14 protein-coding genes are annotated in these 13642 nt (G+C 74.1%); 8 read left to right on the top strand and 6 right to left on the bottom strand.

What is annotated here, in order from left to right:
• Positions 1 to 66: 66 nt before the first annotated feature.
• From hisN to CFP65_RS24585, 5 genes are all read right to left on the bottom strand, one after another.
• On the bottom strand, positions 67 to 864 hold the full coding sequence (gene hisN, locus CFP65_RS24565) for a histidinol-phosphatase (RefSeq protein WP_104818230.1): 798 nt from the start codon (positions 862 to 864) through the stop codon (positions 67 to 69).
• A 43-nt stretch (positions 865 to 907) separates the two neighbouring features.
• Positions 908 to 1231, bottom strand: coding sequence for a multidrug efflux SMR transporter (locus CFP65_RS24570; RefSeq protein WP_104818231.1), 324 nt, complete (start codon positions 1229 to 1231; stop codon positions 908 to 910).
• Positions 1232 to 1370: 139 nt separating this feature from the next.
• Entirely contained in the window at positions 1371 to 2426 is a 1056-nt protein-coding gene (rsgA, locus tag CFP65_RS24575; protein ID WP_104818232.1) for a ribosome small subunit-dependent GTPase A, read from the bottom strand.
• A 17-nt stretch (positions 2427 to 2443) separates the two neighbouring features.
• Positions 2444 to 3760: a 3-phosphoshikimate 1-carboxyvinyltransferase gene (gene aroA, locus CFP65_RS24580; protein WP_104818233.1), complete on the bottom strand. Its 1317-nt coding sequence runs from the start codon at positions 3758 to 3760 to the stop codon at positions 2444 to 2446.
• An 85-nt stretch (positions 3761 to 3845) separates the two neighbouring features.
• On the bottom strand, positions 3846 to 4559 hold the full coding sequence (locus CFP65_RS24585) for a M50 family metallopeptidase (RefSeq protein ID WP_104818234.1): 714 nt from the start codon (positions 4557 to 4559) through the stop codon (positions 3846 to 3848).
• A 111-nt stretch (positions 4560 to 4670) separates the two neighbouring features.
• On the opposite strand from CFP65_RS24585, the gene CFP65_RS24590 reads away from it, so the two are divergent.
• The 8 genes from CFP65_RS24590 to def all read left to right on the top strand — a co-directional run bounded on the left by CFP65_RS24590 (position 4671) and on the right by def (position 12317).
• A complete protein-coding gene (locus CFP65_RS24590) occupies positions 4671 to 5432 on the top strand; it encodes an SOS response-associated peptidase (protein WP_104818235.1) in 762 nt (253 codons plus the stop codon).
• Positions 5433 to 5512: 80 nt separating this feature from the next.
• Entirely contained in the window at positions 5513 to 6148 is a 636-nt protein-coding gene (locus CFP65_RS24595) for an alpha/beta family hydrolase (protein ID WP_104821094.1), read from the top strand.
• 104 nt (positions 6149 to 6252) lie between these two features.
• Complete coding sequence (locus CFP65_RS24600; RefSeq protein ID WP_104818236.1) at positions 6253 to 7146, top strand: sigma-70 family RNA polymerase sigma factor; 894 nt, start codon at positions 6253 to 6255, stop codon at positions 7144 to 7146.
• Entirely contained in the window at positions 7143 to 7466 is a 324-nt protein-coding gene (rsrA, locus tag CFP65_RS24605; protein WP_254552545.1) for a mycothiol system anti-sigma-R factor, read from the top strand. The genes CFP65_RS24600 and rsrA overlap by 4 nt, the downstream gene beginning before the upstream one ends.
• 188 nt (positions 7467 to 7654) lie before the next feature.
• Positions 7655 to 9082 (top strand): HD-GYP domain-containing protein, encoded by a 1428-nt coding sequence (locus CFP65_RS24610; protein ID WP_254552546.1) that lies wholly within the window; start codon positions 7655 to 7657, stop codon positions 9080 to 9082.
• Positions 9079 to 10413, top strand: a complete 1335-nt coding sequence (locus CFP65_RS24615; RefSeq protein ID WP_254552547.1) for an HD domain-containing phosphohydrolase — start codon at positions 9079 to 9081, stop codon at positions 10411 to 10413. The genes CFP65_RS24610 and CFP65_RS24615 overlap by 4 nt, the downstream gene beginning before the upstream one ends.
• Before the next feature lie 177 nt (positions 10414 to 10590).
• Positions 10591 to 11571 (top strand): hypothetical protein, encoded by a 981-nt coding sequence (locus tag CFP65_RS24620; protein WP_104818237.1) that lies wholly within the window; start codon positions 10591 to 10593, stop codon positions 11569 to 11571.
• A gap of 188 nt (positions 11572 to 11759) precedes the next feature.
• Complete coding sequence (gene def, locus CFP65_RS24625; protein ID WP_371682548.1) at positions 11760 to 12317, top strand: peptide deformylase; 558 nt, start codon at positions 11760 to 11762, stop codon at positions 12315 to 12317.
• Between the two features lie 62 nt (positions 12318 to 12379).
• Here the strand turns inward: def and CFP65_RS24630 are convergent, their stop codons facing one another.
• Positions 12380 to 13465: a helix-turn-helix domain-containing protein gene (locus tag CFP65_RS24630; RefSeq protein ID WP_158702347.1), complete on the bottom strand. Its 1086-nt coding sequence runs from the start codon at positions 13463 to 13465 to the stop codon at positions 12380 to 12382.
• Positions 13466 to 13642 lie beyond the last annotated feature (177 nt).

Below are 13642 nucleotides of genomic sequence, written 5' to 3' on the forward strand. Positions count from 1 at the left end.
GCCCGCTCCCATTGAGGGGCCGTCAGACCCCGCGGCGTCAGACCCCCGGCGTCAGCCCCCTCGACGTCAGACCGAGAGCCGCCGCAGGGCCTCGTCGTGCAGCAGCCCGTTGCTGGCCACCGCGTCCGCGCCGCCCGGGCCGTCGATGCCGTCCAGGCCGGTGAAGCGGCCGCCCGCCTCCTGCACCACGATGCAGGGGGCCGCCATGTCCCAGAGCGAGAGCTCGGGCTCGGCCGCGATGTCCACCGCGCCCTCGGCCACCATCATGTAGGACCAGAAGTCGCCGTAGGCGCGGGTGCGCCAGCAGGCCCGGGTCAGGTCCAGGAAGGGGTCGAGCCGGCCGCGCTCCTCCCAGCCCGAGAGCGAGGAGTAGGAGAAGGAGGCGTCCTCGATCCGGGAGACGCCCGAGACGTGGATCCGGCTCGCCGTGGTCAGGCTGCGGCCCGCGTACGCGCCCAGGCCCTTGGCCGCCCACCAGCGGCGGGCCAGCGCGGGGGCCGAGACGATGCCGGCCACCGGCTGCTCGGTGCCGTCCGGCTGGACCTCGAGCAGCGCGATCAGGGTGGCCCAGACCGGCACCCCGCGCACGTAGTTCTTGGTGCCGTCGATCGGGTCGATCACCCAGCGGCGCGGGCCGGAGCCCACCATGCCGAACTCCTCGCCCATCACCGCGTCGCGCGGCCGGGCCCGCTGGAGCACGCTGCGCACCTGCTCCTCAGCGGCCTTGTCGGCGTCGCTGACCGGCGTCAGGTCGGGCTTGGTCTCGATCTTGAGGTCGAGCGCCTTGAAGCGGTCCATGGTGATCGAGTCCGCCGCATCGGCGAGGACGTGGGCGAGTCGGAGGTCGTCGTGGTAGTCGGCCATGCTCGAAACCCTAGCGCTTCCGGTGCCGCGAACGGCCGAGCGTTCAGTGGCCGGACCCGCTGAGCTGGAGGCCCACCACCCCGGCGATCACCAGGGTGATCGAGACCAGCTTGAGCACCGAGCTGGACTCGTCCAGCCAGATGATCCCGTAGATCGCGGTGCCGGCCGCGCCGATCCCGGTCCAGACCGCGTAGGCGCTGCCCACCGGCAGGGTCTTGAGCGAGAGGGTCAGCAGACCGAAGCTGCCCAGCGCGAAGCAGGCGAACGCGATCGTCGGCCAGAGCTTGGTGAAGCCGTCACTCAGCTTGAGGTTGATCGCGAACCCGGTCTCCAGCAGACCGGCGAGGATCACCAAGGCCCATGCCATCTCGCTGACTCCCTGCCCCTGGGGGCCGGACCGATCGTCCGACCTTCCGATCCAGTGATCTTCCCATTCTGGCGGGGCGGGGCCGGGAGAACCGCCGGAAGCGCAAAGGAGTGCGCCGAAAGGGGCAGCCCTCGTCAGGTCAGTCCCCTTCGCGGGCCTCCTTGGAGGAGAGCAGCCGGCGCAGCGAGTACAGCCGGGCCTGCTCGGCGTGTCCCTCGGCCACCCAGGCGTCCAGGGCGCAGTCGGGCTCGTCGTGGCTGCATGCGCGCGGGCAGCCCTCGGTGCCGGGCTCCAGGTCGGGGAAGGCCAGGATCACCCGGGACGGGTCGATGTGGGAGAGGCCGAAGGAGCGGAAGCCGGGCGTGTCGATCACCCAGCCCGGGTCCAGCGCCTTCTTCGAGCCGGGCTTGGCCCCGGGCGGTGGGGGGAGGCGCAGCGCGAGGGCCGAGACGGTGGTGTGCCGGCCCCGGCCGGTCACCGCGTTGACGTGCCCGGTGGTGCGCTGGCGCTCCGGCACCAGCGCGTTGACCAGGGTGGTCTTGCCGACGCCGGAGTGCCCGATGAAGACGGTGGAGCGCCCGCGCAGGTGCTCGCGGACGGCCTCGGCGCCGGTGGTCTCCAGCTCGTCCCGCCGGGTCACCACGTAGGTAATGCCGAGCGGGGCGTACGCCTCGAGCAGCGGCTCGGCCGGGGCCAGGTCGGATTTGGTGAGCACCAGGATCGGCTCCATGCCCGCGTCGTACGCGGCCACCAGGCAGCGGTCGATCAGCCGGGGGCGCGGCTCCGGATCGGCCAGCGCGGTGACGATGGCCAGCTGCTGGGCGTTGGCGACCACGATCCGCTCGTACGGGTCGTCGTCGTCCGCGGTGCGCCGCAGGACGGAGCTGCGCTCTTCCACCCGGACGATCCGGGCCAGGGTGTCCGGATCGCCGGAGAGGTCGCCGACCACGTTGACCCTGTCCCCCACGACCACGCCCTTGCGGCCCAGCTCACGGGCCTTCATGGCGACGACCTGGCGTTCCTGCTTGGTCCCCGCGTCGACCAGGCAGGTCAGCCGGCCCCGGTCCACGGTGAGGATCATCGCGTCGGCGGCGTCCTCGTGCTTGGGCCGGATCCGCGTCCGGGGCCGGGAGCCCTTGCGGCCCGGGCGGTTGCGGATGTCGTCCTCGTCGGCGTCCTTGCCGTAGCGGCGCATGGTGCTCGTCCCCCCGATCAGACCTGGCCGAGGAGGTCGGCCCACATCCGGGGGAAGTCCGGCAGGGTCTTGGCGGTGGTCGCCACGTTCTCCACCTGGACGCCCTCGACCGCCAGGCCGAGCACGGCCGCGGCGGTGGCCAGCCGGTGGTCCTCGTAGGTGTGGAAGACGCCGCCGTGCAGCTTGCGCGGGCGGATCCGCAGGCCGTCCTCGGTCTCGGTCACGTCGCCGCCGAGGTCGTTGATCTCCTTGGCCAGCGCGGCCAGGCGGTCGGTCTCGTGCAGGCGCAGGTGGGCGATGCCGTACAGGTGCGACTCGGAGTCGGCCAGCGCGGCCACCGCGGCGATCACCGGGGTCAGCTCGCCCACGTCGTGCAGGTCGGCCTCGATGCCCTGGATCCGGCCGGTGCCGGTGAACTCCAGGCCGTCCTCGACGAACCGGCAGCTGCCGCCCATCGCGGTGTAGATCTCGCGCAGCTGGTCGCCCGGCTGGTAGGTGTGCTTGGGCCAGTCGCGGACGGTCACCCTGCCGCCGGTGACCAGCGCGGCGGCGAAGAACGGCGCGGCGTTGGAGAGGTCGGGCTCGACCACCAGGTCACGGCCGATCAGGGCGCCGGGGGCGACCCGCCAGACGTCCTTCTCGCCGCCGTCCTCGGGCGCGTCCACCTGGGCGCCGGCCTTGCGCAGCATGTCGACCGTCATCCGGATGTGCGGCAGCGAGGGCACGGTCTCGCCGACGTTGCGGATCTCCACGCCGTTGTTGAAGCGCGGGCCGGAGAGCAACAGGGCGCTGATGAACTGGGAGGAGGTCGAGGCGTCCACCTCGACCAGGCCGCCGTCCAGGCTGCCGGTGCCGTGCACGGTGAGCGGGAAGCCGCCGCGGCCGCCGTCGTCGATCCGGGCGCCGAGCGTGCGCAGGGCGTTGATCACGCCGTGCTGGGGGCGCTCGTAGCTGCGCGGGTCGCCGTCGAAGTGCACCGGGCCGTCGGCCAGCGCGGCCACCGGCGGCAGGAAGCGCATGACCGTGCCGGCGTTGCCCACGTCCACCTGGGCCGGGCCGTGCAGCGGGCCGGGGATGACCCGCCAGGCCTCGCCGCCGCCGGTGCCGCCGGCGTCCGAGTTGACCGTCTCCTCGATGCTGACGCCCAGCGCCCGCAGGCCGTCCGCCATCAGCTGCGAGTCGCGGCTGCGCAGCGGCCGCCGCACCCAGCCCGGCCGGGCGGCCAGGGCGGCCAGCACCAGCGCGCGGTTGGTCGCCGACTTCGAACCGGGGATGGTGACGGTCGCGTCGACGGCGGAGGTCGCGACGGGGGCGGGCCACAGGGCTTCAGTCATGGCCTCAGTCTAGGGGCCCGGGGGTGTGCGACCCGGGTGGCGTCCACGCCGTGGGCCCCCGGTGTCAGGGGTCCCCACCGGGGGCTCAGGTGAACGCGGGGGTGAGCAGCCAGCTGCCGCCGGCCAGCAGGCAGGCGAGGGCGACCACCAGGAAGAGGGTCACCCAGAGCACGGCGCTCACCCCGGTGAGCCGCGCCAGTTGGTCGGCGTCCGAGTCGCGGGCCCCGCCGCGGCGCCGCTTGCCCTGAAGCTCGACCACCGGCCGGACGCCGGCCAGCAGCAGGAACCAGATGCCCAGGTAGGCGAAGGCCGCGTGCAGCTGGTCGCCGCCGTACCAGCTGACCAGGAAGAACACCGCGCCGGTGACCACCACCGAGAGCAGTCCGAAGGCGTTGCGGATCATCACCAGCAGGCCCGCGAGCAGCAGGATCGCGATCCAGAGCAGGGCGGTGACGCGGTGCTGGGCGAGCAGTGCGGCGCCGCCGAGGCCGAGCAGCGGCGGGGCGGTGTAGCCCGCGGCGGCGGTGAGCACCATGCCGAGGCCGTGCGGCTTGCCGGAGGAGACGGTCAGGCCCGAGGTGTCCGAGTGCAGCCGGATGCCGGAGAGCCGGCGGCCGGTGAGCAGCGCGGTGAGGCCGTGCCCGCCCTCGTGCGCGATCGTCACGACGTTGCGGCTCAGCCGCCAGACCGGGTGCGGCAGGATCGCGGCCAGCGCGACCGCCGCCGTGCCGAGGACCAGCCAGCGCGGCGGGTCGGGCTGGGTGCCGACGGCGCGCTGCCATACCTCCGTGACGTCCATCGGGGTGCCTCCTGTGCGGTGTGCCGATCCGGCAGCCTCCCACGGAGGGACGGCTGCGCGGTACCTGTCGGTTCTCACCCGGACGGCCGACGGCCTGGCTACGCTGGCGGTATGTGTGGTCGGTTCGCATCCAGCACCAAGCCCGAGGACCTGGTCGAGATCTTCGGCGTCGAGCAGTGGGACCCGACGGAGGCCATCGCCCCGAGTTGGAACGTGGCGCCGACGGACGCCGCGTACGTGATCCTCGACCGGGCGCCGAAGGGTGCGGGCGAGCCGGTGCGGCAGCTGCGGGTGCTGCGGTGGGGGCTGGTGCCGGCCTGGTCGAAGACCGCCGAGACGGCGGTGAAGATGATCAACGCGCGTGCCGACACCGTGCACGAGAAGCCCGCGTACCGGCAGGCCTTCGCCTCGCGGCGGTGCCTGATCCCGATCGACGGCTACTACGAATGGCAGACCGTGCCGGCGGTGAAGGGGAAGCCGCGCAAGCAGCCGTACTTCGTGAGCCGCGCCGACGGCGGGGTGCTGGCGCTGGCGGGGCTGTACGAGTTCTGGCGGGACAGGTCGAGGCCCGGGGACGATCCGGGGGCCTGGCTGGTGACCTGCACGGTGGTCACCACGGAGGCGGAGCCGTTGCTGGCTCCCATCCACGAGCGGATGCCGTTGTTCCTGGACCCGGGGGCCTTCGACGCGTGGCTCGATCCGGGGCTGAGCGAGGTGGAGGAGGTGCGGGGGTTGTTGGTACCGCCCGCGCCCGGGGCGCTGACCGCCGTGCCGGTGGGGGCCGGGGTGGGGAACATTCGGAACAACGGGCCGGAGTTGGTCCGGGAGATCGACGCTGGGGCTGTGGACCGGGGTGACTTGAGCCTGTTCTAGGCGGGACTCGCGCCCCTGGGGATGCCCGCGCAGTTCCCCGCGCCCCTGTTTTTGCTCCCGAGCTGCCTAGAGTGATCGCTATGCAGACTCTGGTGGATACCCCCGTCGGTGTGGCTCGTGTGACGCGGTTCGAGGCGGTGGGAGCGAAGGCGCTCGTGGTGCTCGGGCATGGGGCCGGGGGTGGGGTGGAGGCGGCGGATCTGCAGGCGTTGGCGGCGGGGCTGCCGGGGCTGGGGTTCGCGGTGGCGTTGGTGGAGCAGCCTTGGCGGGTGTTGGGGAAGAAGGTGGCGCCGGCGCCGAAGACCCTGGACGCCGGGTGGGTGCCGGTGGTGGGGGAGCTGGTGGCGGAGGGGCTGCCGGTGGTGGTCGGCGGGCGGAGTGCGGGGGCCCGGGTGGCGTGCCGGACGGCGGTGGGGACGGGGGCGGCGGCCGTGTTGGCGCTGTCGTTCCCGCTGCACCCGCCGGGGCGGCCGGAGAAGAGCCGGGCGGAGGAGCTGACGGAGTCGGGGCGCCCCACGCTGGTGCTGCAGGGGGCGGCGGATCCGTTCGGGACGCCGGAGGAGTACCCGGAGCTGCCGGCGGGGCACCGGCTGGTGGCGGTGCCGTACGGGAACCACTCGTTCGCGGTGCCGAAGCGGGCGCCGTACGGGCCGGAGGAGGCGATGGCGCTGATCACGGCGACGGCGGCGGAGTGGCTGGGTGGGCTGTTCGGCTGATCCGTGGCGGGAGTTGGGGGTCGGCGGTGCGGGGCGGGAATGCGGGCGGGGGCGGGCGGGTTTACACCACCGTCAGCAGGTGTCCCGGTAGGAAGGCAGGGCCGATGGGTCCGATCGCGTGCCCCGAGCGACCGGCCAGGAGCGAGGCGGATGCCGCCTTCGCGCCGGTCTGGTCCGACTGGCTGGTCGCGGGCGAGAAGCCCGTCAGCCCGATATCCTCGCTCTCGGGTGGGCCCGCCGTGGGCTTCCGCCGCCATGCCGAGGAGGTGGGTCCGGTCGTCGGAGCGGAGCACGAGGCCGAGCCGGGTGAGGGCCAGCCGGTGAGCGAGGTGCTCACGGGCGAGGAGTTGGCCGAGGCGATCGGCGAGGACACCTTCCGGGTGTCGGCCCAGGAGACCGAGGAGGCCCGGCGGGAGCGCTTCGAGCGCGACGCCCTGGGCTACCTCGACCCGATGTACTCCGCGGCCCTCCGGATGACGAGGAACCCGGCCGACGCCGAGGATCTGCTGCAGGAGGCCTTCGCCAAGGCGTACGCCTCGTTCCACCAGTTCCGCGAGGGCACCAACCTCAAGGCGTGGCTGTACCGCATCCTCACCAACACCTTCATCAACTCGTACCGGAAGAAGCAGCGCGAGCCCCAGCGCACCGCCGCCGAGGAGATCGAGGACTGGCAGCTGGCCCGGGCCGAGTCGCACATGTCGACCGGTCTGCGTTCGGCCGAGGCCCAGGCGCTCGACCACCTGCCGGACAGCGACGTGAAGGACGCCCTCCAGGCGATCCCGGAGGAATTCCGGATCGCGGTGTACCTCGCCGATGTAGAGGGCTTTGCCTACAAGGAGATCGCGGACATCATGGGTACACCCATCGGTACGGTGATGTCCCGGCTGCACCGTGGCCGCCGGCAGTTGCGCGGCATGCTGGAGGATTACGCCCGCGAGCGCGGGCTCGTCCCCGCCGGCAGCGGGGCAGGGCAGGAAGCGAAGGGCGCGGGCTCATGAGCTGCGGCGATCCGCACGACACCGAGTGTGGTGAGGTGCTCGACCACCTCTACGAATTCCTCGACAACGAGATGAACGAGGGCGACTGCGTCAAGCTGCGCGTGCACTTCGAGGAGTGCTCGCCCTGCCTGGAGAAGTACGGCCTCGAGCAGGCGATCAAGGCGCTGATCAAGCGTTCCTGCGGCTGTGACGACACCCCGGCGGATCTGCGCGGCAAGGTGCTGGCCCGGATCGACTCGATCCGCTCGGCCCAGCGCCGGGCCGAGCCGGTGGGCGTCACCGAGCCGCTGGTGGCCACCGAGGCCTCCGCCGCCGAGTAGACCGGCTCCGGTCGCGTGCGCACGTCCGCTGGTCGGGTGCACGCGTCCTAATCTCACTCGTTCGGGTGAGCTGAGGCGGTGTCGGCCAGGGCTATCACCGTGGAGCGGCCCAGCGCCCCGAGTCGCGGCCTATTCTCCTGACGAGCCCTCACCGTGAGGTGCTCCGAGGGCACTGGGGTCGTGGCGGGGTGGCGGAGATCGCTGGTGAGGGCACGGCACTGCCGAAGGCCGCCGTGCGGTACGTCGAGGTGGTGCTGCTGGCCGCCGTGGTCTGCCTGCTGAGCCCACTGCTCTGGCCCGGCTCGGCGGGGGCGGTGGACTGGCCCCGGGTCGGGCTGCTGGCCTTCCTGCACTCCTGTTGGGACGCGCTGGCCCAGGGCCGTCCCACCCCCTGCTTCCGGCTGGCCCGGCGGCTCGCCCGCCGGCCGGTGGCCGGCACGGCGGTGCCGGGGCCGGCCGCCGCGTTCTTCCCGGTGCTCTTCGCCGGGGTGCTGATGCTCCCGCCCGCCGCCGCCGCGCTGGTCGCGCTGCCCACCGCGTTATCTGTGGCCGACGGCCGCCCCTGGCGGCGGCTGCGCGGCTGCTGGAACGCGGCGCAGCTCGCACTGGCCGCCTGCACCGCCGCCGTGGTCTTCCGGTTGCTCGACGGCCCCCGGCTGCTGCTCGGCTCGCGCTTCCCCGGGGCGGTGCTGCCGGTGCTGGCCGCCGTCGCGGTGTTCTGCCTGGTCAACACCGGTCTGGTGGCCGGCATGCGGAGCCTGGCCGAGCCCGGCTGCGGCGGCGGTGGCCGACGGCCCGGGCGGCTGCTCTCGGCCCTGGTGCACGGCGCCGGCGGGCTCATGGTGGCGGTGCTCTGGCAGGGGCCGTACGGCGCCTTCGCCGCGGTGCTCGCGCTGCTGCCGCTGTCGATCTCCGCCTGGGTGTTCGCCGAGGGGCACCGGGAGCGGACGGCCCATCAGGCCGCCGTGCAGGCGCTGGTGCAGGCCGTGGAGATCAAGGACGCGTACACCAGGGGCCACAGCGAGCGGGTCGGCCGGGCCGCCGTGCTGATCGCGCGTCAGCTCGGGATGGCCGAGGAGCGGCTGCGCACCCTGCACTTCGCGGGCACCCTGCACGACGTGGGCAAGCTCGGGGTGGCCACCGAGCTGCTGCGACGCAACGGCCCGCTCACCGAGGCCGAGCGGCGGGCGGTGGAGGTGCACCCGGTCTTCGGGCACGAACTCGTCCGCGAGATCACCTTCCTGGGCGAGGCCCGGGCCGGCATCCTGCACCACCACGAGCGGATGGACGGGCGCGGCTACCCGGCCGGGCTGGTCGGGGCGGGCATCCCGGAGTTCGCCCGGATCATCTCGGTGGCCGACGCCTTCGACTCGATGACCTCCACCCGCTCCTACCGGCGCGGCCGGCCGGTGCCGGAGGCCGTGGCCGAGCTGGAGCGGTGCGCGGGCAGCCAGTTCGACCCGGTGATGGTGCGGGCGCTGGTGGCCGCGGTGGCCGAGCACGGCTGGCAGCCGGCCCTGCCCCCGCCGGACGAACAGGCCGTGCCGGACATCCCGCTCGGGGTGCCTGAGCCCGCCCGGCGGCGGGTGGCCACCGGTGGGTCGGGGGCGGCGTGACCTGGGTGCGGGTGACCCACCTGGCGGCCGGCGGGCTGCTGCTCGCCGCGCTGGTCGCGCTGGCCCGGGGCGGGGTGGCCGAGCCCCGGGTCGCGCTGGCCTTCGCCCTGGTGATCGCGGTCGGCGAGCTGGCCCGGGTCCGCCTCCCCGGCGGCCGGGAGCAGGCCCCGATCGGCGCGGCCGTCACCCTCGCGTACGCCCTGCTCGGCCCGCTGCGCGGGGTGCCCACCCAGCACGGCGTGCTGCAGGTGGTGGCGGTGGCGGGGGCCGGCGCGCTGGTGGGCACGGCCCGGGTGGTGGCCCGGGGCGGGGTGGGCCACCGGGCGGAGGAGCTGGACGGCTTCGCCCGGCGGCTGCTCGGGGCCGCCTTCGCCGCCACGCTGTTCCAGCCGCTCTACAACAGCGGGGTGCTGGACCGGGCCGCCCTGGGCGGGCCCGGGTACGGGGTGTTCCTGACCGTGGTGGCGGCCCTGACCGCGCTCTGCGACGCCACCCTGGCGGCGGTGCTGCACCGGGGGCGGACGGGGCTGCGGTTCACCGCCGCGCTGGAGGACGAGCTGCGGGCGCTGCTCGGGATCGGATCGGCGATCGTGGCGACCGGGATGCTGGTCAGCCTGCTGGCCGGGGAGGTCGGGCTCTGGGCGCTGCCGCTGTTCTGCACGCCGCTGCTGCTGGCCCAGGCCTCCTTCCGGCGGGCGGCGGCCGTCCGGGCGACCACCGGACAGACCATCGAGACGCTGGCCCGGGCCACCGAGATCGCCGGGTACACCCCGGTCGGGCACGCCCGGCGGGTCGCCGACACCGCCTGCGAGCTGGGCCGGGCGCTGGGCCTGGGCACCCGGGAGCTGACCCTGCTGGAGTACGCCGCGCTGATGCACGACATCGGCCAGCTCTCGCTGGTCGAGCCGGTGCCCGGCGGGGCCACCGCCCGGCTCGGCCTGCCCGAGCAGCAGCGGATCGCCCGCCTCGGTAGCGAGGTGATCCGGCGCACCGGGGTGCCCCGGCAGGTCTCCCGGCAGGTGGCCCGGTTGGCCGATCCGTACCGGCGCCCGGACGGCGGGCCGGACCGCAGCCTGCCGCTGGCCGCCCGGATCATCAAGGTGGCCAACGCCCACGACGAACTGCTCTCGGCGGCCCTCGGCCGGGGCCTCGACCCGGCCGCGGCCCGCCGCGCGGCGGTCGAGCAGCTGCGCGCCGACGCCGGCGCGGGCTACGACCCGCGGGTGCTCAAGGCCCTCCTGCGCCCCGCCCGGGGCGTCAGACCGGCCAGAGCCGGGAAAGTCGGCGCGGGAAGCGCGCTCAAGGGGCGCCGTGGTTGGATGCGGTCATAGCGTGGAACACCGGAGGCGGGGCGGATCCCGGCGGCCGGTCCGGCAAGCCGGCCGGCCGGCACGGCGGACCGGCTGATCGGTACCGGCCGATCGGTGTCGGCCGGCACCGGCCTTCCGGCGCGACAGGGCGGGCCTTCGCACACGACAACGGGCAGACGACAACGGCAGGGACGGAACGTGAGGATCTTCCACCGCACAAGGCACCGGCCGTCGGCCACCTGGCGGCAGACGACCGACCGGGCCTTCACGCTGATCGGTGACGGCCGCTACGAGGACGCCGGGGCGCTCCTGGTGATGGCGGCCGACCTGGAGCCCTGGCTCTCCGACTCCTGGTTCAACCTCGCCCTGCTGCACAAGTTCCGCCGCGACTGGGACCAGGCGCGCACCGCCGGGCTGCGCGCCGTCGCGCTGCTGGACCGCGAGCACGGCGCCCCGGACTGGTGGAACCTCGGCATCACCGCCACCGCGCTCCAGGACTGGGCGCTGGCCCGGCGCTCCTGGCAGGCCTTCGGGCTCAAGCTCCCGACCGGCGGCTCGCCCGCCGGACCGGTGGAGCTGGACCTGGGCACCACCCCCGTGCGGCTCTCGCCGGACGGCGAGTCCGAGGTGGTCTGGGGCAGACGGCTGGACCCGGCCCGGATCGAGGTGCTCTCCATCCCGCTGCCCTCCTCCGGCCGGCGCTGGGGCGAGGTGGTGCTGCACGACGGCGCCCCGCACGGGGAGCGGGTGGCCGACGGGGTCGCCTACCCGGTCTTCGACGAGATCGAGCTCTGGGCGCCCTCGCCGGTGCCCACCTACGTGGTGCTGCTGCAGGCCGCCACGGCGGGTGACCGGGACGCGCTGGAGCGGCTGGTGGCCGACGCCGGGTACGCGGCGGAGGACTGGACGGCCTCGGTGCGGCTGCTCTGCCGGGCCTGCTCGGAGAGCCGGATGGCCACCGACGACGGCAACACCGCGCACCACGACCCGCACGACGACGGGGACGCCGCGCACCCCGGCCACCTGAGCCACCTGAGCGGCACCAGCGGGCTCTCCTGGCTGGCCGAGCGGGAGTGCGGGATCGCGGCCCCGGCCGCGCTGGTGCGCACCCTGCTCGACCGCTGGGTGGCCCTCTCCCCGGCGACCCGGGCCTACCGGGACCTGGAAGAGGTCTGCTGAACCACCGAAGTAAGGGCCGGTGATCGTCCTGGGGCCGTACCCTTGAGCGGTACATCTCGGAGACGTCAGGAAAGCGAACACCAACGATGGCCGACCAGCACACGCACGACCACGACCACGCGGGCCACGACCACGCGGACCACTCGGAGCACGAGCACGAGGCCGGCGAGCAGAAGGTCGTCGGCGAGCTGCCGGACCTCTCGAAGGGCACGGCCCGCCCGATCACCGTGGTCGGCAACCCCGTCCTGCACCGGGAGTGCCGGACGGTCACCGTCTTCGACGAGGCGCTCTCCGACCTGATCGACGACATGTTCCAGTCGATGTACGCCGCCGAGGGCGTCGGCCTGGCGGCCAACCAGATCGGCGTGGACGCCAAGGTCTTCGTCTACGACTGCCCGGACGACGAGAACGTCCGCCACGTCGGCCACGTGATCAACCCGGTGCTCGAGCCCTTCCCGGCCGACCGCCGCCGCCAGCTGGACGACGGCAACGAGGGCTGCCTCTCCGTCCCCACCGCCTACGCCGAGCTGCCCCGCCCGGACTACGCCGCCGTCACCGGCGTCGACAAGCAGGGCAACCCGGTCCGGGTCGAGGGCACCGGCTTCTTCGCCCGCTGCCTCCAGCACGAGACCGACCACCTGTTCGGCTTCCTCTACATCGACAAGCTCTCCAAGCGCGACCGCAAGGACGCGCTGAAGCAGATGGCCGAGGGCACCGCCAAGTACGCCACCGTCCCGAACGCCTGACGGCACGCACGACGGAAGGGCCCGGGAGCAGCCGCTCCCGGGCCCTTCCGTGTCCGCTCGCCCTACGAGGGCCGGTACCGCGGCAGGCTCGCGGCCACCTGGTCCAGGTAGCTCCGGATGGTCGCCAGTCTCGTCGCGTCGTGGTTGCGCACCGCCCAGGTGGACGCCTGGTACGCCGCGGCCAGGTTGAGCTCCGGGTCGCCCTGGGTGCCCCGCAGCTCCGGGGCGATGGCGCAGAGCATCCGCCCCACCGCGAGGATCGAGTCCTCGGCGGTGAACGGCGGTGTCGGCACGGTGTTCCGGCGGTCGGCCGGCAGGTAGTAGCGCAGCACCCGGGGGGTCCAGCGGGCGATGCCGTACTCGTCCTTGGCCGGGTCGCTCAGGTTCGGGTCGAACCCGCTCTCGGCCTTGAGCACCGCCGCGATCAGGGCCGGGGTGACCTCGGGTTCCGGGCAGGCGGTGCCCGCCGCCACGATCAGGTCCCGGTACTGCGCGGGGATGTCCGTCCCGGGACGCAGCCAACGCTGCGCGCCCCGCAGCGGCCCCTGATCGGCGGCTGCCGCCGGCCCCGGCGCGGCGGAGTCCCCGGGCACCCGGAGCAGGAGCAGCGCGAGGGCGGCGACGGCCACCGCGCCGAGCAGGCGCGGCCAGGCCGCCGGCCGCCGTCGCCCGGGAGCACGCGGGCCGCGAGCCGGCCCGAGGGGCGGATCGGACGGCGGATCGACCCGTTCAGCCGGTGCAGCCGGCGCAGCCACGTCGTCCGGTCCACCTGCCGTAAGCGGCTCGTCCGGTTCACCCGCCTCATCCGCTTCATTCGGCCCACCCGATCCGTCGGCCTTGCCGGGACGGTCTGACGTACCTTCATCCGCCCGCACCGGCTCGGTGATCGACCGGTGCGCTTCGAGCCGCCGCTGCTCCCACTGCGCGGGATCCCCGCCGCAGGCGGTCACGAACGCCGCCAGCACCGCCTCGCTCGGCAGCCTTCGGCCGGCCGTCGCCTCGGCCAGCGTGGAGGCGGAGTAGTTGGTGCTGGCGGCGAGCCGTCGGTACGGCGGGCTGCCCGCCGTGCGGCGCAACTCCCGCAGCTCGAGCGCGAAGAGCGCCAGCGGTCCGTGCGCTGCGTCCAGCGGCTGTTCCTGCCGTCCCACCTGTCCTCCTCCGGGTCCGTGTCCGCCCTTTGTCCGGCGTTTGTCCGAGCGGCTCAGGGGCCAGTGACGGGGCGGTCCGGGCCCGGTTTGATGAGGTCCCGGTGCCCCGGCTCGCATGAGCCATGACAAGCATCAAACCCGTTCCGGGACGCGGCGGCCCTGCAGTTCACCGGATCC

It is taken from the genome of Kitasatospora sp. MMS16-BH015 (assembly GCF_002943525.1).
Taxonomy (GTDB): Bacteria; Actinomycetota; Actinomycetes; order Streptomycetales; family Streptomycetaceae; genus Kitasatospora.

Excerpts from the sequence above, each read along its gene's own strand:
- hisN (WP_104818230.1), bottom strand. The coding sequence starts at position 864 with ATGGCCGACTACCACGACGACCTCCGACTCGCCCACGTCCTCGCCGAT.
- CFP65_RS24570 (WP_104818231.1), bottom strand. The coding sequence starts at position 1,231 with ATGGCATGGGCCTTGGTGATCCTCGCCGGTCTGCTGGAGACCGGGTTC.
- rsgA (WP_104818232.1), bottom strand. The coding sequence starts at position 2,426 with ATGCGCCGCTACGGCAAGGACGCCGACGAGGACGACATCCGCAACCGC.
- aroA (WP_104818233.1), bottom strand. The coding sequence starts at position 3,760 with ATGACTGAAGCCCTGTGGCCCGCCCCCGTCGCGACCTCCGCCGTCGAC.
- CFP65_RS24585 (WP_104818234.1), bottom strand. The coding sequence starts at position 4,559 with ATGGACGTCACGGAGGTATGGCAGCGCGCCGTCGGCACCCAGCCCGAC.
- CFP65_RS24590 (WP_104818235.1), top strand. The coding sequence starts at position 4,671 with ATGTGTGGTCGGTTCGCATCCAGCACCAAGCCCGAGGACCTGGTCGAG.
- CFP65_RS24595 (WP_104821094.1), top strand. The coding sequence starts at position 5,513 with ATGCAGACTCTGGTGGATACCCCCGTCGGTGTGGCTCGTGTGACGCGG.
- CFP65_RS24600 (WP_104818236.1), top strand. The coding sequence starts at position 6,253 with ATGGGTCCGATCGCGTGCCCCGAGCGACCGGCCAGGAGCGAGGCGGAT.
- rsrA (WP_254552545.1), top strand. The coding sequence starts at position 7,143 with ATGAGCTGCGGCGATCCGCACGACACCGAGTGTGGTGAGGTGCTCGAC.